This is a genomic window from Agromyces sp. NPDC058136 (genome assembly GCF_042884375.1).
Classification (GTDB): Bacteria; Actinomycetota; Actinomycetes; order Actinomycetales; family Microbacteriaceae; genus Agromyces.
In genome coordinates, this window is the sequence record NZ_JBHVUA010000001.1 from 790,425 (window position 1) to 816,856 (window position 26,432).

Annotated in this window: 24 protein-coding genes; 9 read left to right on the forward strand and 15 right to left on the reverse strand. The window is 73.2% G+C overall.

The window, feature by feature from the left end; genetic code table 11:
* Window positions 1-106: 106 nt before the first annotated feature.
* Window positions 107-2,704, reverse strand: a complete 2,598-nt coding sequence (locus ACFVTX_RS03745) for a LuxR C-terminal-related transcriptional regulator (protein ID WP_386898145.1) — start codon at window positions 2,702-2,704, stop codon at window positions 107-109.
* Between the two features lie 113 nt (window positions 2,705-2,817).
* A complete protein-coding gene (locus ACFVTX_RS03750; protein WP_386898147.1) occupies window positions 2,818-3,705 on the reverse strand; it encodes an aminodeoxychorismate lyase in 888 nt (295 codons plus the stop codon).
* A gap of 64 nt (window positions 3,706-3,769) precedes the next feature.
* On the opposite strand from ACFVTX_RS03750, the gene ACFVTX_RS03755 reads away from it, so the two are divergent.
* Window positions 3,770-4,642: a MerR family transcriptional regulator gene (locus ACFVTX_RS03755; protein ID WP_386898149.1), complete on the forward strand. Its 873-nt coding sequence runs from the start codon at window positions 3,770-3,772 to the stop codon at window positions 4,640-4,642.
* Complete coding sequence (locus tag ACFVTX_RS03760; protein ID WP_386898150.1) at window positions 4,639-5,574, forward strand: transglutaminase-like domain-containing protein; 936 nt, start codon at window positions 4,639-4,641, stop codon at window positions 5,572-5,574. Before ACFVTX_RS03755 ends, ACFVTX_RS03760 begins: the two co-directional genes overlap by 4 nt.
* A 165-nt stretch (window positions 5,575-5,739) precedes the next feature.
* Here ACFVTX_RS03760 and ACFVTX_RS03765 read toward each other — a convergent pair whose 3' ends face one another.
* The gene (locus tag ACFVTX_RS03765; RefSeq protein WP_386898152.1) at window positions 5,740-6,378 is read right to left on the reverse strand and encodes a DNA-directed RNA polymerase subunit beta; all 639 of its coding nucleotides are present in this window, start codon (window positions 6,376-6,378) and stop codon (window positions 5,740-5,742) included.
* Window positions 6,379-6,487: 109 nt separating this feature from the next.
* Here ACFVTX_RS03765 and ACFVTX_RS03770 point away from each other — a divergent pair, with 109 nt between their 5' ends.
* Window positions 6,488-7,615 carry a ScyD/ScyE family protein gene (locus ACFVTX_RS03770; RefSeq protein WP_386898154.1) on the forward strand — a complete coding sequence of 376 codons (1,128 nt, stop codon included), beginning with the start codon at window positions 6,488-6,490 and terminating at the stop codon, window positions 7,613-7,615.
* 81 nt (window positions 7,616-7,696) lie between these two features.
* Here the strand turns inward: ACFVTX_RS03770 and ACFVTX_RS03775 are convergent, their stop codons facing one another.
* The 3 genes from ACFVTX_RS03775 to ACFVTX_RS03785 form a co-directional block, all read right to left on the reverse strand.
* Window positions 7,697-8,155: a hypothetical protein gene (locus tag ACFVTX_RS03775; RefSeq protein WP_386898155.1), complete on the reverse strand. Its 459-nt coding sequence runs from the start codon at window positions 8,153-8,155 to the stop codon at window positions 7,697-7,699.
* Window positions 8,156-8,608: 453 nt separating this feature from the next.
* The gene (locus ACFVTX_RS03780; protein ID WP_386898156.1) at window positions 8,609-9,271 is read right to left on the reverse strand and encodes a response regulator; all 663 of its coding nucleotides are present in this window, start codon (window positions 9,269-9,271) and stop codon (window positions 8,609-8,611) included.
* A complete protein-coding gene (locus tag ACFVTX_RS03785; RefSeq protein WP_386898158.1) occupies window positions 9,268-10,596 on the reverse strand; it encodes a sensor histidine kinase in 1,329 nt (442 codons plus the stop codon). The genes ACFVTX_RS03780 and ACFVTX_RS03785 overlap by 4 nt, the downstream gene beginning before the upstream one ends.
* Before the next feature lie 162 nt (window positions 10,597-10,758).
* Between ACFVTX_RS03785 and ACFVTX_RS03790 the strand changes: the two genes are divergently transcribed.
* Window positions 10,759-11,949, forward strand: coding sequence for a hypothetical protein (locus ACFVTX_RS03790; RefSeq protein WP_386898160.1), 1,191 nt, complete (start codon window positions 10,759-10,761; stop codon window positions 11,947-11,949).
* Between the two features lie 43 nt (window positions 11,950-11,992).
* Here ACFVTX_RS03790 and ACFVTX_RS03795 read toward each other — a convergent pair whose 3' ends face one another.
* On the reverse strand, window positions 11,993-12,175 hold the full coding sequence (locus tag ACFVTX_RS03795) for a YegP family protein (protein ID WP_386898162.1): 183 nt from the start codon (window positions 12,173-12,175) through the stop codon (window positions 11,993-11,995).
* 168 nt (window positions 12,176-12,343) lie between these two features.
* A complete protein-coding gene (locus ACFVTX_RS03800) occupies window positions 12,344-13,393 on the reverse strand; it encodes an LLM class F420-dependent oxidoreductase (RefSeq protein ID WP_386898164.1) in 1,050 nt (349 codons plus the stop codon).
* Between the two features lie 194 nt (window positions 13,394-13,587).
* On the opposite strand from ACFVTX_RS03800, the gene ACFVTX_RS03805 reads away from it, so the two are divergent.
* Complete coding sequence (locus ACFVTX_RS03805; RefSeq protein WP_386898167.1) at window positions 13,588-14,763, forward strand: MarP family serine protease; 1,176 nt, start codon at window positions 13,588-13,590, stop codon at window positions 14,761-14,763.
* Window positions 14,764-14,916: 153 nt separating this feature from the next.
* Here the strand turns inward: ACFVTX_RS03805 and ACFVTX_RS03810 are convergent, their stop codons facing one another.
* Window positions 14,917-15,852: an aldose 1-epimerase family protein gene (locus tag ACFVTX_RS03810; protein WP_386898168.1), complete on the reverse strand. Its 936-nt coding sequence runs from the start codon at window positions 15,850-15,852 to the stop codon at window positions 14,917-14,919.
* The gene (locus ACFVTX_RS03815; RefSeq protein WP_386898170.1) at window positions 15,849-16,712 is read right to left on the reverse strand and encodes a DeoR/GlpR family DNA-binding transcription regulator; all 864 of its coding nucleotides are present in this window, start codon (window positions 16,710-16,712) and stop codon (window positions 15,849-15,851) included. Before ACFVTX_RS03815 ends, ACFVTX_RS03810 begins: the two co-directional genes overlap by 4 nt.
* 83 nt (window positions 16,713-16,795) lie before the next feature.
* Here ACFVTX_RS03815 and galT point away from each other — a divergent pair, with 83 nt between their 5' ends.
* On the forward strand, window positions 16,796-17,971 hold the full coding sequence (gene galT / locus ACFVTX_RS03820; protein WP_386898172.1) for a galactose-1-phosphate uridylyltransferase: 1,176 nt from the start codon (window positions 16,796-16,798) through the stop codon (window positions 17,969-17,971).
* A complete protein-coding gene (gene galK / locus ACFVTX_RS03825) occupies window positions 17,968-19,146 on the forward strand; it encodes a galactokinase (protein ID WP_386898174.1) in 1,179 nt (392 codons plus the stop codon). Before galT ends, galK begins: the two co-directional genes overlap by 4 nt.
* A 6-nt stretch (window positions 19,147-19,152) precedes the next feature.
* Here galK and ACFVTX_RS03830 read toward each other — a convergent pair whose 3' ends face one another.
* Window positions 19,153-19,773, reverse strand: coding sequence for a helix-turn-helix domain-containing protein (locus tag ACFVTX_RS03830; RefSeq protein ID WP_386898176.1), 621 nt, complete (start codon window positions 19,771-19,773; stop codon window positions 19,153-19,155).
* A 523-nt stretch (window positions 19,774-20,296) separates the two neighbouring features.
* Window positions 20,297-20,797, reverse strand: coding sequence for a YbaK/EbsC family protein (locus ACFVTX_RS03835; protein ID WP_386898178.1), 501 nt, complete (start codon window positions 20,795-20,797; stop codon window positions 20,297-20,299).
* A 54-nt stretch (window positions 20,798-20,851) separates the two neighbouring features.
* On the opposite strand from ACFVTX_RS03835, the gene ACFVTX_RS03840 reads away from it, so the two are divergent.
* Both ACFVTX_RS03840 and ACFVTX_RS03845 read left to right on the forward strand, forming a co-directional pair.
* The gene (locus ACFVTX_RS03840; protein ID WP_386898180.1) at window positions 20,852-22,135 is read left to right on the forward strand and encodes an APC family permease; all 1,284 of its coding nucleotides are present in this window, start codon (window positions 20,852-20,854) and stop codon (window positions 22,133-22,135) included.
* 9 nt (window positions 22,136-22,144) lie between these two features.
* Entirely contained in the window at window positions 22,145-22,681 is a 537-nt protein-coding gene (locus ACFVTX_RS03845; protein WP_386898182.1) for a gamma carbonic anhydrase family protein, read from the forward strand.
* Between the two features lie 181 nt (window positions 22,682-22,862).
* Here ACFVTX_RS03845 and ACFVTX_RS03850 read toward each other — a convergent pair whose 3' ends face one another.
* From ACFVTX_RS03850 to ACFVTX_RS03860, 3 genes are read right to left on the reverse strand one after another with little or no spacing between them, the layout of a single operon-like run.
* Entirely contained in the window at window positions 22,863-24,278 is a 1,416-nt protein-coding gene (locus ACFVTX_RS03850; protein WP_386898184.1) for a DUF6716 putative glycosyltransferase, read from the reverse strand.
* Window positions 24,275-25,153, reverse strand: a complete 879-nt coding sequence (locus ACFVTX_RS03855) for an N-acetylneuraminate synthase family protein (RefSeq protein ID WP_386898186.1) — start codon at window positions 25,151-25,153, stop codon at window positions 24,275-24,277. The genes ACFVTX_RS03850 and ACFVTX_RS03855 overlap by 4 nt, the downstream gene beginning before the upstream one ends.
* On the reverse strand, window positions 25,150-26,388 hold the full coding sequence (locus ACFVTX_RS03860) for a cytidylyltransferase domain-containing protein (protein ID WP_386898188.1): 1,239 nt from the start codon (window positions 26,386-26,388) through the stop codon (window positions 25,150-25,152). The genes ACFVTX_RS03855 and ACFVTX_RS03860 overlap by 4 nt, the downstream gene beginning before the upstream one ends.
* Window positions 26,389-26,432 lie beyond the last annotated feature (44 nt).

The window sequence follows — 26,432 nt, forward strand, 5'->3', positions numbered from 1 at the left end:
CCCGCAGTGCACGGGCAGGCCGACGCTATCGAGGCGACGGGGGGAACCGAATCCGCACATCCACGCATACGCAGGACTACGTACGCCGGATGCTGCGGCTCCCTCGCTACCTTGCTCGGGAAGCGGAGGAGAGCCCGCGCATCCGGTGCGCGAGCACCGCGAGCTCGACCCGCGAGTGCACGTCGAGCTTCGTGAACACGCGGCCGAGGTGCACCTCGACGGTGCGCACCGAGACGTACAGCCTCGCGGCCGCATCGCGATTGGATGCCCCGTCGACGACGAGCATCGCGACCTCGAGCTCGCGCTCGGTGAGGATGTCGGTCCACACGGAGCGGCAGACGGCGAGGGGGTCGTCGGGCTCGAGGAGCTCATCGGGTCCGAGCGCGTCGGACGGGCCCCGATCGGGCCCGGGAAGTGCGTTCGGGTTCGCTCGCGACAGCGTCTCGACGACCGGTCGACCGGCGAGCGGGGCGTCGTCGGCCGTCCCGGTCGGCCCGGCCGGCGGAGCCTCGGCCGGCCGCTCGGCCGGCATCTCGCCCGGCGTCGCATCGCTTGCCTCGCCCGGTGCGTCGGACCCGCACGCGACGGCGAGCACACGCCGTTCGGCGGCGACCGCGGCGAGCCATCCGGCGGCCCCCGACTCGGTGAACAGGTGTTCGGCGGTCACCAGGTGCCGGTGCGCGCGTTCGGGCGCACCGGCCTCGCCGCAGGCGCGGGCGAGCATGAGCTCGGTGCGCGCCCGCTCGTAGGGCGAACCGATCCCGCGGCTCGCATCGACGGCCGCACGGTAGTCGGCCTCGAAGCCGTGGCGGTCGGTACTGCGCATACGACGGCGGAGCTCGCTCGCGAGGATCGCGTCGGGCGGGCGGCGAAGCCCCGTCGCGGTCGGCACCGCGACGCTCCACCCCGAAACTGCGTCGAGCCCGGGGAGGTGGAGCCCGCAGCCGGCGACCTGCTCGCGCTCGCCCGCGAGGGCGACGAGGGTCGCGGACTCGGCACGCGCCCCTCGCAGGTGGGCGTTGACGGCACGGTCGATGAGCTCCTCTGCGCGGATCGACACCGTCGAAGGAGGTTGCGCCGCCTCGACGGCCCTCGCGAAGGCGTCGACCTCGCCCGAGGCGACGACGCAGATGCGGCGGGCGAGTGCAGCGCCGAGCCCGCCGAACGGCAGTGCGATCGGCAGATCGGTCGCCGCACGCGCGAGCACCTGCCCTGCGCGTCCGACGTCGCCCGCCCACAGCACGAGCAGCGAGGTCGCGACCGCACGGGCTGCGCGCATGATCGGCGATCGGTCTTCGCGGGCGAGCCGCGGGTCGGGCGAGGTCTCGCGCAGAGAGCCGAGCCAGCGGGCCGCGCCCTCGGGGTCGCCGCCGAGCCCGCGCTCGATGGCGCGGGCGATCGAGGCGGCACTGCTCATCACGGCCGGCGCGGCACCGGTCGCGTCGGCACGTTCGGCACGCTCGGCGCGGTCTGCGTGCTCGGGACCGTCGGCGCGCCCGGGCCCGTCGGCGTCGCCCGCGGTGCCGACGCCGTACATCGCGCACCACGCCGTCGCAGACTGCAGCGGCGCCGGGTCGAGCCGGAATCCCCGCGTCAGCCGGGCGGCGTCGGCGAGGCGTCGTGCGGCCGCCGCGGGAGCCCCGCGCTCGGCGAGCAGCCCGGCCGCGGTGCCCGAGGCGCGCACGAGGTCGAAGGCGAGGGTCGCGAGCGCACCGGCGCCGACGGGCTGCGGCGTCGACGAGCCGCCCCCCGCACCGTCGTCCGGGCCGTCCGCGATCGCGTGCACGCCGAGCAACCCCACCGCCGCGAGCCGGTCATCGAGCTCGCCGAGCGGCACATCGCCCTCGAGCGCGGCCCTCGCCACGAGGTAGTCGGCGAGCACCGCGGCGCGTTCGAGTTCGTCGCCGTGCTCGACGACGGCCCCGAGCCATCCGCGGGCGTCTTCGACGTGGCCGCCGTGCAGGGCGGCGCGACCGGCGATGCGCCAGGCCTCGATCGCGGCGCGACCCGAGGCGTGGCTCGCGGCCTCGCGGGCGACGGCGTGCGCCCACTCCGACTCGCCGGCGGCATCGGCCGCGTCGGCGATGGCGAGCAACGGCGCGACGAACTCGGCCGAGCCCTCGAGCGTGCTGAGCGAACGGTGCCAGGTCGACTGGCGCTCGCCGCCGAGCGTCGGATACGCCTCGGCGAGGGCGGCGTGCGCGGCGGTGCGTTCGGCGAGGGTCGCGGTGCCGTGCGCCCAGATCCGCATGCGGGGGTCGGCGAAGGCGAAGTGCCCGGCGACGAGCAGCAGGTGCCGGCTCACCTCGCCCTCGATGAGTTCGACCATGGGCCGGCCCGACGCCGCGAGCAACACGTCGACGCGGTCGTCGACGCAGACCGAGGCGGCGACGAGCAGGGTGCGCTCCCACTCGGTGAGCTTCGCCGCCTCGAGCGCGACGGCGGCGTCGATCGCGGGGACGAGCGGCAACGGGTCGGGCAGCACGGCGTGGCCGAGGCGTTGCGCTGAACGCAGTCGAGCGGTGACCTCGATGATCGCGTCGGCGTCTCCGCCGAGCGCGAGCCCGAGCCGCGCGGCGACGTGCGGGGCGACCACGAGACGGTGCCGCGCGAGCAGTTCGACGACCGCACGCGTGTCTTCGAATGCTTCGGTTGAGGAGCGATGACGCGGCGCCGGTCGGGGCCGTTCCGGCGTTGATCCCATCAGCCCCTCCGCTCACTACATCGGTCGCGTGGGGTTATGTTAGCAACATTTACAAAGTCGGCGCGAGTGGTTGATGAAGAGCGCGCAACTCCCCCTTCGGGGGCGGCCCGCGCTCAGTCGCGCGGGCTCAGCAGGTACCGGTTGAACTGCCCGGTGGTCGCCTCGTCGAAGGCGACGGATGCCCCGTCGAGCGCCGTCACGCCCGCGGCGAGCCGCACGCTCGAGACGAGCCAGATCGCCTCGGCGAGCGCGAGCTCGGCGACCGGGATGTCGCGGTACTCCGTGCGTTCGCCCGACTGCTCGAGGTGCTCGAACAGGCTCTGCTGGGTGGTGCCGTGCAGGATCGCCCCGCTCGGCGCGGGCGTCGAGTAGATGCCGTCGCGCCGCAGGATGACGCTCGAGGTCGGCCCCTCCATCACGAACCCGTCGGAGGACACGAAGATCGTGTCGTCGGCCCCCCGCCGCTTCGCCTCGCGGAGGGCCGCCATGTTGGGGGCGTAGCTCAACGTCTTCGCGCCGAGGAGGAGCCAAGGGGCCCGCGCGGCGGCATCGTGCGCGAGGCCGCGATCGAGCGTCACGACGCGGATGCCCTGCTCGCGCGGAACCGTGAAGTCGGCCGCGGGCGAGGCGTGCAGCCACGCCGTCGGCGCGGGCCCGTGCTCGACACCGCGGCTGAGCACGAGCTTCAGTGCGAACTCGCCCGTCGCGGGCAGAGCAGCCGTCGCCCGGCGGATCGCCGCGTGCCACTGCGCGAGATTCGGTTCGGGCAGCTCGCAGATCGCGGCCGAGTTGCGGAGACGCTCGAGGTGCGCCTGCGCCTCCTGCGGGTGGCCGTCGACGACGGCGAGGGTCTCGAAGATGCCGTCGCCGCGCTGCGTCGACAGCTCGCCGACGCGCAGCGCCGGCTCCGAGGCATCCACCTCGTGGAAGGTCGCGTCGACGCCGTCGGCGGGCGCGTCGGCGGGAAGCGGGGCGATGAGGAGCGTCACGGTCGGGGCCATGCACCAATGCTAGACAGCCGACCGCCCGTCGGGGCGCCGTCGGCCGATGCGCTACCGTACCGGCATGCGCACGCTCGGAACCGGTGCGATGAGCCGCGCCTCCGGCTTGTCGCTCAAGGCGCTGCGCCTCTACGAGGCCAACGGGCTGCTCCTGCCCGCCGAGGTCGATCCGCGTACGGGGTACCGCCGGTACGGCGACGCCGAGCTGGCGCGGGCGCGATCGATCCAGGCGCTGCGGCGGGCCGGGCTGCCGCTCGAGCGGGTCCGGGACCTCATCGAGGCCCCGCCCGAGCGGCTCCGCGCCGAGCTCGGCGACTGGTGGTCGGCCGAGCGCGAGGCCTTCGCGATGCGCAGCCAGGTCGTCGACGTCGTCGCGGATGCCACGGGGCGCGCCTTCCTCGACCCCGCCGCGTCGGCCGCGGTCGCGGGCCGCGTGCACCGCACCGGCCGCGCCGCGCAGAAGCTCGCGACGATCACGCGCCGCGTCGAGCAGGACGAGCTCGTGCCCACGGCGATCGCGGATGTCATCGAGCTGCGCGGGCATCTCGCCGAGCACGATGCCGGCCCGCTCGCGACGCACCAGCTGGTCTTCCACGACCCCGTCGGCTCGGGTCTCGCGGGGAGCATCGAGAGCGCGGTGCCGTACACGGGCTCGTGCGACCCCGCCGGCGAGATCGTGCTGCGCGCGGAACCCGCCACCGAGTTCGTCGCGATCGACGTCACCGCCGCGGAACTCGTCTACCCGGCGCTCCTGCGCTTCTACGACGCGCTCGCCCACGCGGCCGACGCGCACGGGGGCGCGATCGGGGCGCCGCGCGAGCTCTACGAGCACCCCTGGTCGACAGTGCCGGGAGCGATCGTCGCGACCATCGCCGTGCCGATCGCCGCCGAGCGACTTGACCCTGCCCCTGGGGCCGGCTCCACACTCGTCCCATGACCGATCCGACCGTCGCCCGACTCGAGCGCTCCCGCACGCACTCCCCCGTCACCGACCCGGGGCCGCACGCCGGCCTGCTCCGCAGCGTCGGCACCGACTTCGACGCGCTGCACCGCACCGTCGAAGGGCTCGTCGACCACTACCGGGCGACGCCCGGCGGGGTGGGCCCCGAACAGCTCGACGACATCGACCGTCGCTGGGTCGCCTCGCAGCTCGACGCCCTCGTCGAGCGGCAACCGGGGCCGCTCGACACCCCGCGCGCGCCCGAGCGCCGCCTCGGCGGATGCTGCCGCGACCACGCGGTGCTCGCCGTCGCGATCCTGCGCGAGCACGGAGTCCCCGCACGCAGCCGCCTCGGCTTCGCCGGATACTTCACCCGCGGGTTCCACAACGATCATGTCGTCGCCGAACGGTGGGACGCCGCGGGCGGACGCTGGCGGCGCTTCGACCCCGAGCTCGACCCGGCGGCGTACGCCTTCGCCGTCGACGACCTGCCCCGGGGCGACGCCGAGGTCTTCCGCACCGCCGCGGAGGCCTGGCAGGCGCACCGCGCAGGGCTCACCGACCTCGAGGACCACGGCGTCGGTGCCGACACCCCGTTGTTCGGCCCCGGGTTCGTGCACCTCTACGTGTTCGCCGACCTCGCCCACCGCCAGGGCTGCGAGGTGCTGCTCTGGGACGGCTGGGGAGCGATGGCCGCCCCCGGGGAGGAGCTCACGACCGAGCAGTTGGAGCTCACCGACCGCATCGCCGCACTCACCGTGGCCGCCGACGCCGGCGACGAGTCCGCGGAGGCCCTGCTCGACGAGATCTGGGCGAGCGATCCGCGCGTGCACCCCGGTCGCTTCATCGAGACGTGGTCGCCGACGGGGCGCATCGGCCGCACCGATCTCGAGGGCCGCACGACCGAGTGGCGTCGATCGGAGACCTGAAAGGCCGGAGCATGCAAAAGGCCGGCCGCAGAAACGCCTCTCGGCGCGAGGCCGCTCGGAGCGGCGAATATTGGAGCCCGGGGTTACTGCGGCCGGCCTCAGACAGTCTAAACGACGCGACCGGGCGGTTCATTCCCGCGCGGTCGACCGCGACCGCGGGGCGATTCAGTCGAGGGCGTCGCGCCGCCAGAGCCGGGCGCAGGCGCCGAGCTCGTCGCCGAGCTCGGTGAGCCGGAGCGCCCGCCGGGTGAGGGCGCCCGAGCGCTCGGGGTGGGCGGCGTCCGTGGCATCCGCATCGTCGGCGAGGCTCGTGAACCCGGCGGCGCTCACCCTCGCGAACGCGGCGGCGCGCTCGAGCGCGACTGCGAAGTCGCCGGTGAAGACGCCGTGCAGCACCCGGTCGGCGAGCTCGCGCACCTCGGCCGGGCCGGTGGGCATCGCCGCGCCGGCGACGACCTGGTCGATGGTCTGCGAGACCTCTGCGCCGCGTCGGTAGGCCAGGGCCATGCCGTCGGTGTCCTGGCCGATGAGGGTGCGCAGCAGGTAGATGCGCCAGAGTGCGCCGGGCAGGCTCTTCGCGGAGGACCCCGACCAGAGTTCGGCGATCGCGTCGATGCCGTGCAGGTCGGTGTAGGCGACCAGCCGGGCGACGATCTCGGGGTCGGGGTTCTCGCGCACGCGCGCGAGCAGGGCGGCCGCCGTGTCGTGCGCCGCCCGGTTGATGCGGGCCGGGTCGTCGCCGCCGATGAAGCCGTCGAACAGCGCGGGCGGGAATCGGGTGGGGCGGTGGAAGTCGGCGGCCATTCGGAACAGGATACTCCCGCTCTCTGTCCCCCTGCGCGGGTGATCCCTCGGGCGGGGGGCGCCCGCACTGGGGGCGCGGACGCGGGGAACTCGGGCATAGCCTGCCGCCATGCAGACCCGTAGCATCCTCACCGTCGCCGCCGCGTCCGCGCTCCTCGCGTCCGCAGCCATCGCGGGGCCGGCCGCGGCCGCCCCCGCACCCGGAGCGCCCGAGACCCGCGCGAGCGGCCTGCCGACGCCGCTCGGCCTCGCCGTCGCGACAAACGGCGACGCCGTCGTCTCGGGCAACTTCGCCGGCCTCCTCTCCTCCGTCGGCAAACGGGGTGTCGTCACGAACCTCGCCGCCGCGCCGGGCGAGGAGATCTCGGCGCCTGCAGTCGACGGCGGCACCGTGTACTACATGCGCGGGAGCAACGACCACACTGCAGCCGACATCTACGCATTGCGCGGCGGCACTTCGACACACGTCGCCGACATCGCCGGCTTCGAGGCGAGCGAGAATCCCGATCAGGTGAACACCTACGGGTTCAGCGACCTCGACGAGAGCTGCGAGGCGGCGTTCCCGAACGACCCCGATGACGTGCTGACGTGGCCGAACTACCCCGGCCAGATCGACACCCACGCGTACGGCGCAACGGTTGCCGGCGGCATCCTCTACGTCGCCGACGCCGGCGCGAACGCGATCTTCGCCGTCGACCCGGCCTCTGGCGACGTCTCGACCGTCGCCGTGCTGCCGCCCGCTGCGCCGATCGTGGTGCCAGCACCGGTCGCTGCGGAATTCGGCTGGCCCGACTGCGCCGTCGGCCACGAGTACCGCACCGAGCCGGTGCCGACCGACGTCGAGCTCGGCCCCGACGGCTGGCTCTACGTCACCTCGTTGCCAGGCGGCCCGGAGACGCCCGAGTTCGGGCCGCGCGGCAACGTCGTGAAGGTGGATCCCTCGACCGGGGAGGTCGCACCGGTGGCCGCCGGATTCAACGGCGCGACCGGCCTCGCCGTCGCCCCGAACGGCACGATCTTCGTCGCCGAACTCTTCGGCGGACCCGCGTTCAGCGGACAGGTCGCGATCGTGAAGCCGGGCGAGTCCGCGGCCTCGAGCGCGATCGACGTGGTCATGCCGGCCGCCGTGTCGGTGCGCGCCGAACAGCTCTACATCACGACAGAGGCACTCTCGGAGGAGGGCGGGAAGCTGACCGTCGTACCGCTCAAGGGATCGGCGCACAGCCGTCGAGGCTGACCCGACCCCGACCACCGGGATGCGGTGCGGCCGGCCAGGCGCGAAACCAGGCCGGCCGTATCGCTGCGCGCGAAACGGTCGTCACCCGTGCGCCGCGACCGCCCCACCGCCGCGCTCGGCCCGACGCATCAGCGCGGTGCGCCAGTTCTCGCCCATGCGCTCGTACGTGACCTTCGCATGGCAGTTGCGGCAGCGCACATCGCACTTCGCGATCTCGCCCATCACCCGCTTCACCGAGTAGCCGTTGTGGACGAGGTGCATCACCTCGGCACGCTTGTCGGCACCGACGCGGTGATCGAAATCGAGCACCCGGACATCGGGTTCACCGCAATCGAGGCACGGATGCGCGAGCAGATACTCGCCCACCGCCTCGATCGCGACCAGTCGCTGCTTCGCCCGGCGCGCCATCACGACCTGGAGATGCGCCTCGCGATTGCGCAGGTAGTAAGCCTTCGCCTGTGCGCGATTGCACGCTCGACACACGTTCTGAAGGCCATCGGTCGAGGCCGACTTCACGTTGAACTCCGAGCGGTCGAGCACCCGTCGGCAGCTGCAGCATTGCTTCACATCGGCACGCTATGCGGTGCCGCCGACACCGTTCGAACCTCCGCGAAACAGCCTGTTAGGCTGTCTCTCGCCCCCATAGCTCAGTTGGTTAGAGCAACGGACTTCAACAGAAAATAGGAGCGTCGGCGCCGAAATGCGCCGAATGAACGCCGCTGTATGCTGGAACACCCTGAGAGCCCGAGGTACTCGCCGAAAGGCAGTGACAATCCGAGGGATTGGGCAATCAGCAGGTAACCGAGAGGGAACCTCAGAGACTATACGCGGCGCACCTGACCGGCTCGGCCGAAGGTGGTGAGATAGTCCAGACTGCAAGCCGCGCGAGCGGTGGCTGGGGAGACTCAGTGCAGCAGGTTAATCCGTGGGTCGAGAGTTCGAGCCTCTCTGGGGGCACCATCAGGCATGGTGCGGTTCATCGGCGTCGTACGCTCACCGCGCGACGAGCCCGTGCTCGTACGCCCAGATGACGACGTGCACCCGGTCGGGCAGTCCGAGCTTCGCGAGGATCGCCTTCACGTGCGTCTTCACGGTGTTCGCCGTGAGGAAGAGCCGTTCGGCGATCTCGTCGTTCGAGGCGCCGACAACCAGTTCGGCCATCACGTCGCGTTCCCGCGCAGTGAGCGGCGCGAGCAGCGCCTCCGCGTCGACCGCCGCCGGCGCCTTCGCGACGAAGTCGATGAGGCTCGCGGTCGCCCGCGCGGCGAGCGTCGCGTCTCCCGCGTGGACGGCGCGGATCGCGGCCGCCAGTTCCTCGGCCGAGGCATCCTTCGTGAGGAACCCGCTGGCACCCGCCCGGATCGCGGCGAAGACGACCTCGTCGAGGTCGAAGGTGGTCAGCACGAGCACGCGAGCGGCCGGATGCTCCGCCCGAACGCGCCTCGTCGCCTCGATGCCGTCCATCCGCGGCATCCGCACGTCCATCACGACGACGTCGGCACGGTGGGCGCGCAGCCGTTCGAGCAGTTCGACGCCGTCGGCGGCCTGGGCGACGAGTTCGAGGTCGGACGGCGCCTCGAGCATGATCTCGAGCGCCGAACGCATGAGCTCCTGGTCGTCGGCGAGCGCGACGCGGATGCGCGTGCCGCCCGTCATCGGAGCGCCTCCCCCGAGGCGTCGCCGTCACCGTCGCCGTCACCGTCGCCGAGGGGGAACCTCGCGACGACCCGCCACCCCGCGGCATCCGCTCGGGGACCGGCCTCGAACCCGCCGCCGAGCTGCTCGACGCGGTCGCGCAGTCCGCGAAGCCCGCGACCCGCGACGACCCCTGGCGCGGGCGACGCCGACGGCGACAGCCCCTCCTCGCGCTCCTCGCGCCCGTCGTCCTCGACGGTGACCGTGAGCTCCCGGCCCCACTCGATCCGCACCAAGGAGCTCGTCGGCGGCGGAGCATGCCTGATCGTGTTCGTCAGCGACTCCTGCACCACCCGGTACGCCGCGAGCCCGACGCCGGGTCGCACCTCGGCGGGCACGCCGACGACGCGCGAGTGGACCGCGCGCCCGGGCGACCTCGAGTGCTCGACGAGCCGGGTGAGACCGTCGAGACCAGGACTCGGTTCGCGTTGCGCCGAATCGTCGCCGGAGGACGACTCCGCGAGCGCCCCGAGCAGACCGCGCATGTCGCCCATCGCCGCCCGCCCGGTCGCGACGACGTGCTCGATCGCGACGCGGGCCCGATCGTCGTCGCGCCCCACGAGCAACCGAGAGGCCTCGCCCTGGGCGACCATCACCGCGAGCGAATGGGCGATGACGTCGTGCAGCTCGCGGGCGATCCTGCGTCGCTCGTCGGCGACCGCGCGCAGCTCGCCCTGCAGCCGGAGTTCGGCGGCCTGCGCGACCGCGAGTTCCTGCGCCGCACGTTTGCGCAGCGTCTCGCGGCGGTAGCGCCCGAGCGCCCAGGCCGCCCCGATCCCGCCGGCGAGCGATCCGGCGAGCGCGAACGCGGCACCCGGGCTCGTGACGATCGCCTCGTCGCTCGGGCGCCCCGAGACGAGCACGAGCCCCGTGATGATCCCGGCGCCGGCGAGACCGATCGCGAGCCCGGCGATGCCGGCGACCTTGGAGTCGCTCGCCGCGGCCGCGTAGACGAACGCGAGGTAGACGAGCGAGCTGGCCTGCAGCACCGCGAGCCCCGGCATCCCGGGCAGGCTCGCGACGGCGAGCGCCAGCATGATCGCGGATGCCACGGCGATCGCCGCGCGAGGCCATCGCCGCCGCAGCGCGACGAACACGTGCAGCAGCACGAAGAGCACGAGCACCGTGCACGCCCACACGAGGCCGGCGGGACCACCGGCGCCGGCCGGGCCCGCCTCCCGGAGCACCTCGGCGACGGTGATCGGCAGCAGCGCCGCCGCGCCGACGGCGGCCCACGCCCAGTCGGCGAGGGCGGGCCCTCGTCGCACGATCGTGGTGTCGGTCACCGGCCCCACGCTACCGGTGGGTCGCAGCTCGGCATCTCACCCGATCGGGTGAGGCGGCCGACCGCCGCCGGACGAGACGCTGTCGGCGGTTCCCGACGATCACCGCGGGAATCGCCGGGGAACCGTCGTCGCGGCACCCCGGCCGACGCAGAGGAGTGCACGATGCCACCCACCACCCCGGCCGCCACGGGCGCGGTCCCCGCCACCCGTCCCGATTCCGCCCCGGCCGCAACCGCCCGGATCCTCCGCCCGTTCGCGGTGCTCGCGCTCGTGACCTCCGGTGCGCTCACGGTGTTCGGCTTCGTCTGGTGGCTCGTGCCCGGCTGGAACCCGTACGCGAGCCCGAGCTCGCGAAGCCTCGCGAGCGCCGTGCTCGATCCGGCGCAGTTCGCCGCGACGGTGGTCGCGATCGGTGCGGTCGGCGCCGTCGTGGCGCTCGCCGGCCTGTCGCCGGCCGCCGTCGGCCGGCGTGCGCCGCTCCTCGCGGGCGCCGCGGCCCTGCTCGGCGTCGCGGCTGCCGTCGTGCTGGGCGATGCGGGAACGGTGACCTTCGCGGGCTACCTGTTCGGGTTCTCCGCCGTCATCGCGGGCGTGCTCACGACCGCTGTGCTCGTCGTGCGCGCACCGCGCCTCGGCGTGCCGCTGCTGGTGCTGCTCGCCGGCCTCGTCGGCGTCGCGGTCTGGTGGGCCGGGTTGAGCTGGGCGGGCGTCACGACCTTCCTCGCGGAGTTCGGCTCGAAGCTCGTCGACAACGCGATGCTGATCCTCGTCTCGGCCGTCTCGGTCACCGCCGTGCTCGCGTGGACCGCGGTGGCGGTCATCGCCGGTCGCACGACCCGTGAGGTGCGCCGCTTCGAGGGATGGCTCGTGCGCCACCGTCGCCTCGTCACCGTCCTCGCCGCGCTTGGACCGCTCCCGTACGCGTTCGTGCGGGCGAGCTGGCTCACCCCGTGGCCGCTGTTCGCCCCGCCGGTGGACGAGCTGCCGCCGGCCGTGCTCGCGACCGGGCTCATGCTGGGCTCGGGAGCCGTCGCGGCGAGCGTGCTCACGCTCGGGCTCATCCTGCCGTGGGGGCGCGTCTTCCCGCGGTGGATGCCCCGCATCGGCGGCCGGCCGGTGCCGGCTCGACTCGCGGTGGTGCCGGGCCTCGCCGCCGCCACGATCATCTCGATCTCGGCCGTGCCGATCTTCATGATGTCGCTCGACGCCGGCTCGCTCATCGAGATCGTCGTCTTCGACCTCGTGCTCCCGCTCTGGTTCTGGGGGCCGATGCTCGCCCTCGCGGTCTGGGCCTACGCGGCAGCGCGGCGCGACGAGGACCGGGCGGTCTCGGCGGGCGCCGAGTTCGGCTGAACGCGCGAACACGCACCCGGGCACCGCCCGGCGGGCGCTCGGGCTACTCGGTCTGGTCGACGAGATCGGCGTCGGGGGCGTTCGTGCGCACCGAGTCGATCCCGTTCTTCGCGGCCGCTTTCGTCGTGTAGCCCTGCGAGGCGGCGATCACCTGCCCGTTGGCGGCCTTCAGACGGAACCGGTATTCCCCGCTCGCATCCGTGTAGAGCTCGAACGATCCCGCCATGGCGGCCCCTCCCCTTGGTTTCCCCTGGCACACAGCCTCGTGTGCTGCTCCAACGCTAACCGCGAGTCCGCTTCAGCGCCAGAGGCGGGATGTCCCCTTTCGGGAGGTTGCGGGCGCGGCATCCATCGATTCGGCACCCGGCGAGGGATGCCGCATCGCCGCGCCCGCTCAGCCGACCATCGCCCGGAGTCCGGCCATGAGCGCCACGCGCTCGGCCGAGGTCCGGCCGAGGGGGGTGACCGCGAGGGTCGTGACCCCGGAGGACACGAACGCGGCGACGCGCTCGGCGACGTGGCCCACCGAACCGATGAGGGAGATGGCGTGCACGAGCTCGTCGGGCACCGCGGCGATCGCCTCGGCCTTGCGGCCCTCGAGGTAGAGGTCCTGGATGTTCGCCGCCTCCGCCGCGAAGCCGTAGCTCGCGATGAGGTCGTTGTAGAAGTTCTTGCCGCGGGCGCCCATGCCGCCGATGTAGAGGCCGAGCTGCGGCTTCACGGCGGCGATCGCCGCCGCGATGAGGTCGGGGTCGTCGGTGATCGCGAGGGCGGGGCTCGCGAACACGTCGAGGGGGGCGAGATCGGCGTCGCGCTTCGCGGTGCCCGCGGCGAGCGCGGCACCCCACACCTCGCCGGCGCGCTCGGGGTGGTAGAACATGGGCAGCCAGCCGTCGGCGATCTCGGCGGTCTGCTCGACCGACTTCTGGCCGAGCGAGGCGACCGTGACCGGGATGCGCTCGCGCACCGGGTGATTGATGAGCTTCAGCGGCTTGCCGAGCCCGGTGCCCTCGCCCGCGGGCAGCGGGATCGTGTAGTTGCGGCCCTCGTGCACGACGGGCTCACGCCGCCAGGTCGTGCGGCAGATGTCGATGATCTCGCGGGTGCGGCCGAGCGGGGCGTCGTAGCGCACCCCGTGGAATCCCTCGATGACCTGCGGCCCCGAGGCGCCGATGCCGAGTTCGAAGCGGCCGCCCGAGACGTAGTCGAGGCCGGCAGCGGTCATCGCGGTGAGCGTGGGGGTGCGCGTGTAGAGCTGCAGGATGCCGCTCATGAGCGTCATCCGTTCGGTGCGCGCCGCGAGGAACCCGAGCTGGCTGACCGCGTCGAACGAGTAGGCCTCGGGCACGGCGATGAGGTCGACCCCCGCCTGCTCGAGTTCGGCGACCTCGTCGGCGGCTTCGCGGAAGCCGCCCGCGTAGTTCAGGAACATGCCGACGCGCATCCGTGTCTCTCCTCTTCGTCGGGGCCGCCCGGGAGTGCTCACGGGCGTTCCGACCCTACGCGACGGCGCCCGACGCATCGCGCGCGTTTGTGCGTCATCCACGAACGGCGGCGGTTTCGCAGCAGTCTCCGAGGTGGATGTCTCAGGGTTGAGGTTCGGGCCCCGACGCCTGCCGATCACCCTGAGGAGGTGCGATGACCTGGAGCCTGCTGCTCGACGTCCTCCTCGTGCTCGTGTTCATCGGGGCGATCGTCAACGGCTCGCGCGCGGGGCTCCTGCGCACCGCGGCCGGGCTCGTCGGGCTCGTCGCCGGCGGCGTCGCCGCGTACTTCGTGATGCCCTGGGTCGCGGGGCTCGTTCCCGCCCCCGAGTGGCGCGCCCCGGTCGCGCTCGCGACGGCGCTCGCGCTGCTCTCGGCGGGCGCCTGGCTCGGCGCCGTCGTCGGCCGGGCGCTCCGCAGCGGCGCGCGTGCGGTGAAGCTCGGCGTGCTCGACCGGGTGCTCGGTGCGATCGGCAACCTGCTCGTCACGGCGTTCGTCGTCGCGCTCGTCGCCTCGGGCGTCTCGGCGCTCGGCGTTCCGGTGCTGTCCCCGGCGGTCGCCGGGTCGAGCGTGCTGCGAGCGCTCGACCAGGTGACGCCCGCCCCCGCGAAGTCGGTGATGGCCGAGCTCCGCACCGCGGCGCTCGGCGAAGCGCTCCCGTGGCTCGTCGAGGTGCTCGACACCCCGCTGCCCACCGAGCCGCCGCCGAGCGGCACGATCGACAGCCCCGCCCTCGCGGCGGCGACGCGTTCGGTGGTGCGCATCACGGGCACCGCGTACGAGTGCGGTGCGAGCCTGTCCGGCAGCGGCTTCGTCGTCGCCGACGACCGCATCGTCACCAATGCGCACGTCGTCGCCGGGGTCGACGAGCCGATCGTCGAAGCGCCGGGCCTGCCGGCCCTGCCGGGCCGCGTCGTCGCCTACGACGCCGCGAACGACCTCGCCGTGATCGCCGTCGACGGGCTCGACGCCGCAGCGCTCGCGCTCGACGAACCCGCCCTCGGCGACGAGGTCGCCGTCGCCGGGTACCCCTTCGGCGGGCCGTTCGAGCTCCGCCCCGGGCGGGTGGCCGCGAGCGGCCCCCTCACGCTCCAGGAGGGCGGACGCACCTCGACCCGCGAGGTGATGACGCTCTCGGCCGACGTCGACCACGGCAACTCGGGCGGACCGGTGCTCGACGCCGACGGCGAGGTCGCCGGGGTCGTCTTCGCACGGTCGGAGTCGATCGCGACGGTCGGCTTCGCCATTCCGGTCGCCACGCTCGCGCCGCTCGCGGCGGAGGCATCCGCCCTCAGCGACGCCGTCGATTCTGGGGCGTGCGCGGGGTGACGGGTCTCGAGACGCGTGCGACTTCGTCGCGCGCTCCTCGACCGCCGAAATGGACGCGTGCGACTTCGTCGCGCGCTCCTCGACCGGCGAAATGGACGCGTGCGACTTCGTCGCGCGCTCCTCGCCCGGCGGGCACGTTCGGCCGGCGGGGCGTCAGTCGGCGCTGAAGCCCTCGAAGCGGATGCCCCAGCTGAGCTGCCACTCCTCACCCGGGTCGAGCCAGCGCAGCCCGCGGCCCGAGTTGAACGCCTCGGCCGGCGCCGTCATCGGTTCGATCGCGATCGCGACCTCGCCGTCTTCACCCGGGAACTTGCGCGACGTGTAGACCTGCACGTAGCCGAACTCGTCGTCGGCCCAGACCGAGACACTGCGCCCGTCGGGGGCGGTGAGCGAGTGCAGCACCCGCCCGTCGTCGTCGCTCGCGAGCTCGCCGAAGGCGTCGTCGAGTGAGACGTCGCCGACGCGGCGTCCCTGCCGGAAGTCCCAGGGGGTGCCGTCGACCGGCACCTCGCCGGTCGGCAGCAGCCGCTCGTCGACCTCGATGTGGCTCGCCGCGTCGAGGCGCAGCGTGAGCTCGGAGGTCGGCACCCCGCCGATCTTGAGATACGGGTGGGTGCCGATCGCGACCGGTGCGGCCTCGCCGCCGAGGTTCTCGATGAAGTGCGTGACGCGCAGCCCGTCGGCGACGAGTTCGTAGTGCACGGCGGTGCCGAGCAGGTACGGGTAGCCGAGCTGCGGGTAGATGCGCGCCCCGAGGGTCACCGAGTCGCGCTCCCGCTCGATCGGCTGGTACTCGGTGTAGCGGAGCAGCCCGTGGATCGCGTTGCCGTGCGCCGGCTCGGTGATCGCGAGCTGGTGGTCGACGCCGTCGTGGCTCCACCGGCCGTCGCGGATGCGGTTCGGCCACGGCGCGAGCACGATGCCGGCGCCCATGGGCGGCGACTGGTCTTCGCCGTACGGCGGAACGAGGTCGATGCCGTTGATGCTGAGCGTGCGGAGCGCTGCGGCGACCGCGGTGACGGTGGCGCGGATCTGGCCGCTCGACGTCGTGGTCTCGAGCTCGAACTGCTCGCCCGTGGGTTGCGTCATGCCTCAACTCTAGGCTCTGCGCCCGACGCGGATGCGGTCACGACGGCGAGGCCCGCCTGCTCGAGTTCGGCGATGATGGCGCCGGGCGCGGAGGCATCCGTGATGAGCGAGTCGAACGCGTCGACCGGGCCGACCCGGCCGAGGTGCACCTCGCCGAGCTTCGAACCGTCGGCGACGACGAGGGTGCGCGTCGCGCGTTGCAGCATGAGGGCCTTCACCTGCGCCTCGGGGAGGTTCGCGTTCGTGACGCCGTGCACGGGGTCGACCCCGTTGCATCCGATCACCGCGAGGTCGGCGTGGATGTGCTGGAGCATGGAGCCCGCGAGCGGGTCGACGAGCGAGTGCTGTCGGGGCCGCAGACTGCCGCCGGTCACGATCACCTGGAAGCGCGGGATCTCGGGCTCGAGCTCGAGGGCGATCGAGAGCCCGTTCGTGAAGATCACGAGCTCCTCGAGGTCGCGGCGCCGCCGCAGTGCGCGCGCGACCTGCAGCGTGGTCGTGCCGACGTCGAGGATGACGCTCTGCCCGCTGTGCACGAGACCGGCCACATGCTCGCCGATGCGGCGTTTCGGTTCGACGGATGCCTCGAGCGCCTCCTCGAAGCTCGGTTCGCGTTCGGGCCGGCCCTCCCCCAGCGGCGAGCCGACCGGGACCGCGCCGCCGTGGACGCGACGGATGCCGCCCTGGCGTTCGAGGGCGTCGAGGTCGGCGCGGGCGGTGACGGTCGTGACGCCGAAGGCTCGGCTGAGTTCGGCGACGCGCACGAATCCGCGTTCGGCGACGAGGGCGAGGGCGAGGGCGCGCCGGCGGGGTGCGTCGAGTTGCGCGTCGGGTTCGTCGCGATGCGGGTCGGCGTCCATGCTTCGATCATCCGGCGCGCGAGCGTACTTTGCAATACGAAAGTGGTTTGTTTGCGAAACGAAAGTCGCGTATCGTGTGCGGCGTGAACGAGACGAGCGAGGCCCGCACCGAAGCATCCGAGACCGTCGTCGACCCGCGGATCGCGGTGCGCCCGACGACCCTCGCCGACGGCCGTGCCCTCATCTACTTCGACGATGCCGACACGCAGCTGCCCGCCGAGCGCGCCGTCGACGAGCGCGAGCTCGCGCCGAGACCCGCGACGGCCGAGATGCGGCAGGATCCGCTGACCGGCGAGTGGGTGTCGATCGCCGCCGCCCGCCAGCACCGCGTCGTGCTGCCGCCCGCCGAGCTCGACCCGCTGTCGCCGCAGTCGCCGGGCAACCCGTCCGAGATCCCGAGCCGCTACGACGTGGCCGTGTTCGAGAACCGCTCCCCGTCTTTCGGGCCCGAGCTCGCACCCGCCGGGTTCGCCAAAGCCGGCGGAGCCGCAGCTGCGCTCGACGAGACCCGCCGCGTCGGCCTCGAGCGCCGGCTCCCGTCGTTCGGCCGCTGCGAGGTCGTCTGCTTCAGCCCCGAGCACGAGGGCTCGTTCGGCACGCAGACCGTGTCGCGGGCGCGCACCGTGATCGAGGCGTGGGCGCAGCGCACCGCGGCCCTCTCGGCGCTGCCGGGCGTGCAGCAGGTGTTCCCGTTCGAGAACCGCGGGCGCGAGATCGGCGTCACCCTGGGGCATCCGCACGGGCAGATCTACTCGTACCCGTACGTGACGCCGCGCACCGAGCGCCTGCTCGCCTCACTCGACGCGTACGGCCCGACGCTGTTCGCCGATCTGCTCGAACGCGAGCGCGGCGGCCCGCGTCTCGTGCTCGAGGGCGAGCACTGGAGCGCGTTCGTGCCCTTCGCGGCGCGCTGGCCGATCGAGGTGCACCTGCTCCCCCACCGGCACGTGCCCGACCTCGCGGAGACGACGCTCGCCGAGCGCGACGAGCTCGCGGTGCTCTACCGGCGACTGCTGCGCGGCGTCGACGCGCTCTACGACACGCCGACGCCGTACATCGCGGCCTGGCATCAGGCGCCCGTGCACACGCGTCGCGACGAGGTTCGGCTCATGCTGCAGCTCACGAGCCCGCGGCGCGGTGCCGACAAACTGAAGTACCTCGCCGGCTCGGAGGCCGCGATGGGAGCGTGGATCGGGGATGTTCCCCCCGAGACGCAGGCGGAGGCGCTGCGCGCCGCGATCGGGAAGGTGTCGGAATGAGCGAGACGACGGGCCGGGTCGACCCGGTGACGGAGGCGCAGCACGGGTTCGCGGAACAGTTCGGGCTGCGGCCCCAGGGCGTGTGGTCCTCGCCGGGCCGCGTGAACCTCATCGGCGAGCACACCGACTACAACGACGGCTTCGTGTTCCCCTTCGCGATCGAGCAGCGCACGGCGGTCGCGCTCGGCGCCCGCGATGACCGGGTGGTGCGGGTCGCGACGAGCTTCGCGCCCGAGGTCGTGGAGATCGATCTCGACGACCTCACGCCCGACGCGGTCGACGGTTGGGCGGCGTACCCGCTCGGGGTGGTGTGGGCGCTCGGCGAGTTCGGCGCCGACCTGTCGGCCGTTCGCGGCGTCGACCTGTACCTCGCTTCGGATGTGCCGGTGGGTGCCGGCCTCTCGTCGTCGGCAGCGATCGAGGGCGCGGTCGCCCTGGCGCTCGACGAACACTGGGAGCTCGGCCTCGACCGGCCGACGCTCGCGAAGGTCGGCCGGCTCGCCGAGAACCGGGTGGTCGGGGCACCCACGGGCATCATGGACCAGTCGGCGTCGCTCCTCGGCGAGGCCGACGCGGCCGTGTTCCTCGACTGCCGCAGCCTCGACGCCGAGGTGATCCCGCTGGGCTTCGCGGCGGAGGGGCTGAGCCTGCTCGTCGTCGACACCCGCGTGTCGCACGCCCACGCCACGGGCGGGTACGCGGCGCGCCGCGCCTCGTGCGAGGCGGGCGCTCGGGCACTCGGCGTGGAGTCGCTGCGCGACGTGAACGAGGGCGACCTCGAGCGTGCGGCCGAGCTGCTCGACGAGGAGACGTTCCGCCGGGTGCGGCACGTCGTGACCGAGGACCAGCGGGTGCTCGACACGGTGCGCACGCTGCGCGAGCAGGGTCCGGGGGCGATCGGCCCCCTGCTGGATGCCTCGCACGTCTCCATGCGCGATGATTTCGAGATCTCCGTGCCCGAACTCGACCTGGCTGTCGCGACCGCGCAGGCGAACGGGGCGATCGGCGCCCGCATGACGGGCGGCGGTTTCGGCGGCTCGGCCATCGCCCTGATGATCGACGCGCTCGTGCCCGTCGTGACGCGCGAGGTCACCGCTGCGTTCGCCGAACACGGCTACCGCGAGCCCGTGATCTTCACCGTGCGCGCCTCCCAGGGGGCCCGACGCGACGTCTGAGCGGGTTCACCCGCCGCACCGGCAGGTGCACGCGTCGTCGCACCCTTTCGTTCCCCAGCAGGCCGCCGGGCAACCGCACTCCTCGAGCTCCACGCGAGCCGAGCGCCCCGGCGTCGCCTGGTGTGGGCGACGTTCGAGTCGACGTCGGTACTCCCGCTCGGCGTCGGCTCGCGTCGGCTGGTCGGTGTGCGCCGTGAGCCCGAGTTCACGACGTCGTAGGTCGCGCTGGTCACGATGGTGGTACCAACTGTTCGGTTCGGGGCGGTCGTAGCGCGTATCGGTGAGGAGACGGCGCGGCCGGTCGGTGGGCACGCGCACATCGAGGTGGGCGGGCATTCGACGGCCGGCGTGATCGAGGATGACGTTGTCGGAGACGGGAGAGACTTCGTTGCCGTCGCCATCGATGACGGCAAGGCGCAGCCCTGCGAGATCGAGCACGCGCTCGAGTGTGCGGACATCGAGTTCCCGCAGTGACCGTTCGATGCGTGCGATCTGCGGCTGGCTGATGCCGACGAGTCCGGCCAGATCACGCTGACTCAGGTCGCCGAGCCGACGTACCCGCATGACGAGTCGTGGCACATCGAGCTCTCGACGCTCGGTCGCCTCCGGCTTCCCGTCCATCGCCATCGACCCTTCCTCCTCTGCGCCTCTGCGCCGCTGCCGAGGCTCAAGCATCGCCGCACCCGCTCGGCTCCGTCTCGGTACGAGCGTGATCAGCCACCGGGCCTGCCACCAGCGGCACTTGTGGTGGAGAACTCGACACCGCACCTGCGGCGATCCCGTGGCCCGCCGAGTATTACGTCACTGATACGCCCCTGGCATCGCCCGGGTCCGGCCCTTCTCCCAACCAGTACGTCACTGATACGCCCCCGGTATCAGTGACGTAGTCCCGGCGGGTCACCCACCCCACGCGATACCAGACGCGTATCAGTGACGTAGTCCCTGCACCGGACACCGCCCCGGGCGATACCGGCGGCGTATCAGTGACGTAGTCCCTGCACCGGACACCGCCCCGGGCGATGCCAGGGGCGTATCACTGACGTAGTGCTCGAGAGGGCCGATCGGTCAGGAGCGCGAAGCAGAAGCACGGAGGCAGGCGACACCGGACATCGTCGGCGGGCGCGGGATGCGGAAACCCGGACGGACCGACTCAGGCGGCGGGTTCGACGGGGCGCGGGGTTCCGCCGGTGATGCGGACGAGTTCGTCGAAGGTGGTCGGGAAGACGGTTTTCGCGTGGCCCGCCGCGGCCCAGACGACCGGGTAACCGGCGAGCTCGGTGTCGACGATCGTTCGAACCGGCATCGGGTGGCCGAGCGGGGCGACCCCGCCGATGACCTGGCCCGTGGCCTCCTTCACGACCTCCTTCGACGCGCGCCCGATGGTTCCGCCGAGCTCGGTACCGAGCCACTCGGTGTCGACACGGTGGGCTCCGGAGGTGAGCACGAGCAACGGCGCCCCGTCGAGCGTGAACACGAGCGAGTTCGCGATCTGGCCGACCTCCACGCCGAGGGCCGCGGCCGCGAGCGGCGCCGTCGTCACCGCGTCGTCGAACCACACGATCTCGGGCTCGAGCCCGTGACCGGCGAGCGCGGCGGTGACGCGTTCGACAGCAGGATGCGACGGAACGGACGAGGGCGACGGCGAGCTCATCCCCCGATCCTACGACCGCACCCGCGCGACACACGGGTGGCGTAGAGTGCGCCCGTGACGCAGCCCTCACTCGCCCGCCGACTCGGCCTCGGCGATGCCGTCGCCATCGGGCTCGCCGCCATGATCGGCGCCGGCGTCTTCGCCGTCTGGGCGCCCGCAGCACAAGCGGCCGGCGCGTGGCTCATGCTCGGCCTCCTGATCGCCGCCGTCGTCGCCCTCGCCAACGCCGCCTCCACAGCCCAACTCGCCGTGCAATACCCCGAGTCCGGCGGCGCCTACCGCTACGGTCGCGAACGGCTCGGCGCCTGGCCCGGATTCCTCGCAGGGTGGGGCTTCATCATCGGCAAGACCGCGAGCTGCGCCGCCATGGCGCTGACCGCGGTGGCCTACCTCGTCCCGAACGAGTGGCAGCGCCCCGCCGCGGTCGCCGTCGTCGCGGTGCTCGTCGGCGTCAACCTCCTCGGCGTCACCAGGACCGCACGCGTCGGCGGCGCGATCGTCGTCGTGGTGCTCGCGGTGCTGGTCGTGGTCGCCGCAGCAGGGCTCGTCGGCGGCACCGACCACCAGGGCCAGCTCGTCGCATCGTCCGAACCCGGGGCGCCCGGCACCGTCTACGGAATCCTGCAGTCGGCTGCCCTGCTGTTCTTCGCGTTCGCCGGCTACGCCCGCATCGCGACGCTCGGCGAAGAGGTCCGCGACCCCGCCCGCACGATCCCCCGCGCGATCGGCATCGCCTTCCTCGTCGTCATCGCCGTCTACTTCGCCGTCGGATCGGCCGCACTCGCCGCCCTCGGCCCCGAGCACCTCGCCGGGTCATCGGCACCGCTCGTCGACGTCGTCGCAGCGGCCGGATGGACCTGGGCCGAACCGATCGTGCGAATCGCCGCCGGCGTGGCCGCACTCGGCTCGCTGCTCGTGCTCATCGCCGGCATCGCCCGCACCGAACTCGCCATGGCGCGCGACGGCGAACTCCCGGCGAAGCTCGCGACCGTGCATCCGAAGCGTTCCACGCCGCTCGTCGCCGAGCTCGTGACGGGCGCCGCGATCGTCGTGCTCGTGCTCGCCGTCGACCTCCGCGAGGCCATCGGGTTCAGCTCGTTCGGCGTGCTCTGCTACTACCTCGTCGCGAACCTCGCGGCCATCACGCAGCCGGCCGAGCATCGGCGCGTCCCGCGCGCACTGTCGGCGATCGGTGCCATCGGATGCATCGTGCTCGTCGCCACCCTCCCGCCCGTGTCGATCGCCGTGGGGGTCGCGGTGTTCGCGGTCGGCGCGCTCGTGCGGCTCACGGCCCGGGGCATCCGGCGCAGCAGAAGCCGTCGGCGCACCCGACGCTAGGCTGACGGCATGGCCGCTGACCCCTCCGCCCGCATCATCACGCTCGCCGGCATCGCCGCTCCCGTCGTCGCCGACTCGGCGTTCGTCGCGCCGGGCGCCGTCATCGTCGGCGACGTCCGCCTCGAGGCGGGTTCGAGCGTCTGGTACAACGCCGTGCTGCGCGCTGAAGCGGCGCCGATCGTGCTCGGCGCCGACTCGAACCTGCAGGACACGGTCGTCTGCCACGTCGACGGCGGGTTCCCGCTCACGATCGGCGCGCGCGTGTCGGTCGGGCACGGTGCCGTGCTGCACGGCTGCACCGTCGAGGACGACTGCCTCATCGGCATGAGCGCGACCGTGCTGAACGGCGCCGTCATCGGCGCGGGGTCGCTCGTCGCGGCGGGCGCCGTCGTGCTCGAGGGCACCGTGGTTCCGCCGGGCTCGCTCGTCGCCGGCGTGCCGGCGAAGGTGCGCCGCGAGCTCTCGGAGGCCGAGCGCGACGGCATCCGGCGCAACGCCGCCGCCTATCTCACCCACGTCGCCGAGCACACCGCCCCGGTCGAGTAGCACCCGCCGCCGGTCGAGGAGCACCGCCGGTCGAGGAGCGAGCGATAGAGGAGCACGCGTCTCGAGACCACCGCACCGGGTCTCGAGACGCGTCCGACTCCGTCGGGCGCTCCTCGACCACCGAATAGCCCGCGTCCGACTCCGTCGGGCGCTCCTCGACCACCGAATAGCCCGCGTCCGACTACGTCGGGCGCTCCTCGACTGCCGAAAGACGCCGCTGCACGGCCCGCACCCGGCGCACGACCCACCTCGACGGGATCGCGACCGCCATCGACACCGCGCCCGCGAGCGAGCGGTCGTGGTGTCCGAGCATCCGCTTGCGTTCGAACGCGCGCCGCAGCGCGCCGCCCGTCAGGTTGTACCTCCGCCGTGCGAAGGGCAGCGGCCCGGCCTCGCGGAGGCGCAGCAGCCCGTCGAGCCCCTCGGCCCAGTCGTCGGCGTCCTCGCCGTGGAAGTAGTTGTCGTCGAGCCATCCCGGCTCGGCGTGACGCGGCGCCCAGCCAGTGACCGCGTCGGCTCCGGCGAGCATCCCGCTACCGTCGAAGACGGTGTTGATCAGCTTCGGCGACACCCCGAACTCGTCGACGACGACCGCGGGCAGCCCGAGGGCGACCGCTTCGAGCACGGCCGTCGAGCTCACGGTCACGAGCATCGACGCGTCCTCGAGATGCGCCGCCATCGGGCCGTCGAGCACGAGGAGGTTCGGCGGCAGCGACCCGCCGAAGCGGGCGCGCACCTCGGGGTCGGCGAGGAGGTCGGCGTAGTCGTGCGCCTCGGCGTGGGTCTGCGCCTCGCCCCGGCGAGCGCGCACCTTGACCACGACCCGGCGCGACGGGCGACGGCGGGCCGCTTCGACGAGCCAGCCGAGCATCCGTACCCGGTCGTCGCGATCGGCGGGCACCTTCGCCTGGGCGGCGAACACGAGGTCGCCCGCGGCGACCTCACGGCCGGGCTCATCGACCCCGGCGAACCCCGCTCCGTCGTGCAGGGCCGGCGCCGTGGCATCCGCCCCGCCCATGGAGCGCGCACCGACCGCGACCCGCGCGCGTTCGCGCGACAGGAACGGCAGCGTCGCGAGCCCGAACCGCATCGGCACCCCGAGCGCGACCGCGTTCGCCTCGAACTCGCGCACCTCGCGGCGCGAGTGGAGCACGATGAGGTCGACCTGTTCGCGGTAGACGATCGCCTTCGGTTCGGCGGGGATGGTGAGCCCCGGGAACCCGCTGACGATCACGGGGCGGTCGGCCAGTGCGCCGACGACGGGCGCGACGACCCGCACGAGCGGTCCGCGGAGCGCGAGGAGCACGGCGTCGGGTCGGCGGGCGGCGAGCCGGCCCGCGAGCGAGTCGAGTGCGAGGGTGCGCACGTCAGCGGGCGCGAACACCGAACCGTCGAGCGCCGCCGCGAGCTGACGCTCGCTCGGCAGCACCGGTGTGGTCACGAGCACGAGCTCCGCATCCCAGCCGTCGGGCATGCGGGAGGCGAACGCGGCGCCCCACTTCACGTAGGAGTCGGAATCGGCGACGACGACGAGCCGCCGCCGTCGAGCCCCGGCGCCGGCCCCGGCCCGGGCACCCGAGCCCGGAGAACCCGTCACAGGGCGGGCACCCGGCGGAGCTTGGCGCGCGGCGCCTCCTCGCCGGGGAACACGCGCTTCACGCCGTCGCCCATCGCCTCGCCGATGACGCGGATGTCGCGCACGAGGTGCTCGAACCCGGTCGGTTCGAGCGATGCAGCCTGGTCGGAGCCCCACATCGCCCGGTCGAGGGTGATGTGCCGTTCGACGGCGACCGCGCCGAGCGCGACCGCGGCGAGCGAGATCTGCAGCCCGCGCTCGTGCCCCGAGTAGCCGATCGGCACACCCGGGTAGCGCCCGCGGAGCGTCTCGATGGTGCGGAGGTTCGCCTCCTCGGGCGGCATGGGGTAGCTGGAGGTCGCGTGCAGCATGACGAGCCGCTCGGTGCCGAGCACCTCGACGGCGCGGTCGATCTCGTCGAGCGTCGACATCCCGGTCGAGAGCAGCACCGGCTTGCCCGTCGCGGCGACCGCCTCGAGCAGCGCGAGGTCGGTGACCGACGCCGAGGCGATCTTGTGCGCGACGACGTCGAGCCGTTCGAGGAACTCGACCGAGGGGACATCCCACGGCGAGGCGAACCAGTCGAGCCCCGAACGCATCGCATACGACGCGATCTCGAGGTACTCGGCCTCGCCGAACTCGACCCGGTACCGGTAGTCGAGGTAGCTCATCGTGCCCCACGGCGTCTCGCGAGGGACATCCCGCATGTGCTCGGGCGTCGCGATCTCGGGGGTGCGCTTCTGGAACTTGACCGCCTGGGCGCCCGCCTCGACGGCGACGTCGATGAGGCGCTTCGCGACCTCGACGTCGCCGTTGTGGTTGAGGCCGATCTCGCCGATGACGTAGACGGGGTGGCCCGGTCCGATGACGGATCGGCCGATGCGGATGCTGGTCATGCGAGTGCTCCCTCGTGTGCGGGTCGTGCGGTCGGGGTCGGGGCCGGCGCGGCAGGGCGCGCCGCCAGAACGAGTTCGGCGAGCTCGCGCACCGCCCCGGCGCCGCCGCGGGCGTCGAGCACGACCCGGGCGGCGTCGCGCACCTCGGGCACGGCGTCGGCGACCGCGATCGGCCAGCCGACGAGGGCGAGCGCGGGCAGGTCGCCGACGTCGTTGCCGAGGTAGGCGATGCGTTCGAGCGGGATGCCACGTGCCGCCGCCCACTCGGCGAGCACCGGCCCCTTGTCGCGCACGCCGTGGAGCACCTCGACCCGCAGTTTCGCCGCACGCGCGGCGACGACGGGGTTCTCCTCGGCCGAGAGGATGAGCACGGGCACCCCTGCGGTGCGCAGGCGGGCGACGCCCTGGCCGTCGCTGCGGCTCACGCGCACGAGCTCGCGTCCGTCGGTGTCGATCCATGCGGTGTCGTCGGTGTGCACGCCGTCGAAGTCGGTGACGACCGCGTCGACGTCGATGGCCGCGGCGGGCCGGTCGATGAGTTCGACGAGCGCCTTCGCGATCACGAGGTCGGCGGCCGTGTCGATGTCGATGCCGTGCAGCGCCGGCACGAGCTGCGGGGCGATGCGCCCGAAGTAGCGGTGCCGCGCCGCCCGGAACCCGGCCGTGCGCATCGCGGTGAACGCGCCGGTCTCACGGAACTCGGGTTCGCGATCCTGTCGGCGTCGGCGCACGCTCGCGTCGTGGTTGGCGCCGAACACGGCGCCGTCGCCCGCGGCACGCCAGAGGAACGCGTGGCTCTCGACCGCGGCGAACACGCTGTCGGCCTCGTGGGTCGCGACCCTCGTCACGGCTGCATCGAGGTCGGACGGGTCGATGAAGGGCGACGTCGCCTGGACGAACAGGGTCACCGGCGGGGCATCCCCCGCGGCCTGGAACCGTTCGTCGAGCGCGTGCAGCAGGGCCGACTCGGATGACGCGGCATCGCCCGAGAGCTCGGCGGGCCGGTCGACGACCTCCGCGCCCGCCGCGCGGGCGACCCGCGCGATCTCCTCGTCGTCGGTCGAGACGATGACGACGCCGACCGTGCGCGCTGCGCGCGCCGCGGCGACCGCCCGCCCGACGAGCGAGATGCCGCCGATGCGCATCAGGTTCTTGCCCGGCAGCCCCTTCGAGCCGCCGCGCGCCGGGATGATCGCCACGGCTGCGGCGTGCGGTTCGAAGTGCGGCTCGGCCATGCGGGCAGGCTACGGAGCCCGGGTGTCGGGGCGGTGGCGCCCGA

Bases quoted from the DNA above. Each gene is read 5' to 3' on its own strand.
- ACFVTX_RS03780 (WP_386898156.1), bottom strand. From the start codon at position 9,271: ATGACGGGCGGCACGCGCATCCGCGTCGCGCTCGCCGACGACCAGGAG.
- ACFVTX_RS03750 (WP_386898147.1), bottom strand. From the start codon at position 3,705: ATGGCCCCGACCGTGACGCTCCTCATCGCCCCGCTTCCCGCCGACGCG.
- ACFVTX_RS03760 (WP_386898150.1), top strand. From the start codon at position 4,639: ATGACCGATCCGACCGTCGCCCGACTCGAGCGCTCCCGCACGCACTCC.
- galK (WP_386898174.1), top strand. From the start codon at position 17,968: ATGAGCGAGACGACGGGCCGGGTCGACCCGGTGACGGAGGCGCAGCAC.
- ACFVTX_RS03770 (WP_386898154.1), top strand. From the start codon at position 6,488: ATGCAGACCCGTAGCATCCTCACCGTCGCCGCCGCGTCCGCGCTCCTC.
- ACFVTX_RS03745 (WP_386898145.1), bottom strand. From the start codon at position 2,704: ATGGGATCAACGCCGGAACGGCCCCGACCGGCGCCGCGTCATCGCTCC.
- ACFVTX_RS03835 (WP_386898178.1), bottom strand. From the start codon at position 20,797: ATGAGCTCGCCGTCGCCCTCGTCCGTTCCGTCGCATCCTGCTGTCGAA.
- ACFVTX_RS03800 (WP_386898164.1), bottom strand. From the start codon at position 13,393: ATGCGCGTCGGCATGTTCCTGAACTACGCGGGCGGCTTCCGCGAAGCC.
- ACFVTX_RS03795 (WP_386898162.1), bottom strand. From the start codon at position 12,175: ATGGCGGGATCGTTCGAGCTCTACACGGATGCGAGCGGGGAATACCGG.
- ACFVTX_RS03755 (WP_386898149.1), top strand. From the start codon at position 3,770: ATGCGCACGCTCGGAACCGGTGCGATGAGCCGCGCCTCCGGCTTGTCG.
- ACFVTX_RS03855 (WP_386898186.1), bottom strand. From the start codon at position 25,153: ATGACCAGCATCCGCATCGGCCGATCCGTCATCGGACCGGGCCACCCC.
- ACFVTX_RS03860 (WP_386898188.1), bottom strand. From the start codon at position 26,388: ATGGCCGAGCCGCACTTCGAACCGCACGCCGCAGCCGTGGCGATCATC.
- ACFVTX_RS03815 (WP_386898170.1), bottom strand. From the start codon at position 16,712: ATGGACGCCGACCCGCATCGCGACGAACCCGACGCGCAACTCGACGCA.
- ACFVTX_RS03810 (WP_386898168.1), bottom strand. From the start codon at position 15,852: ATGACGCAACCCACGGGCGAGCAGTTCGAGCTCGAGACCACGACGTCG.
- ACFVTX_RS03805 (WP_386898167.1), top strand. From the start codon at position 13,588: ATGACCTGGAGCCTGCTGCTCGACGTCCTCCTCGTGCTCGTGTTCATC.
- ACFVTX_RS03790 (WP_386898160.1), top strand. From the start codon at position 10,759: ATGCCACCCACCACCCCGGCCGCCACGGGCGCGGTCCCCGCCACCCGT.
- ACFVTX_RS03845 (WP_386898182.1), top strand. From the start codon at position 22,145: ATGGCCGCTGACCCCTCCGCCCGCATCATCACGCTCGCCGGCATCGCC.
- ACFVTX_RS03830 (WP_386898176.1), bottom strand. From the start codon at position 19,773: ATGGCGATGGACGGGAAGCCGGAGGCGACCGAGCGTCGAGAGCTCGAT.
- ACFVTX_RS03765 (WP_386898152.1), bottom strand. From the start codon at position 6,378: ATGGCCGCCGACTTCCACCGCCCCACCCGATTCCCGCCCGCGCTGTTC.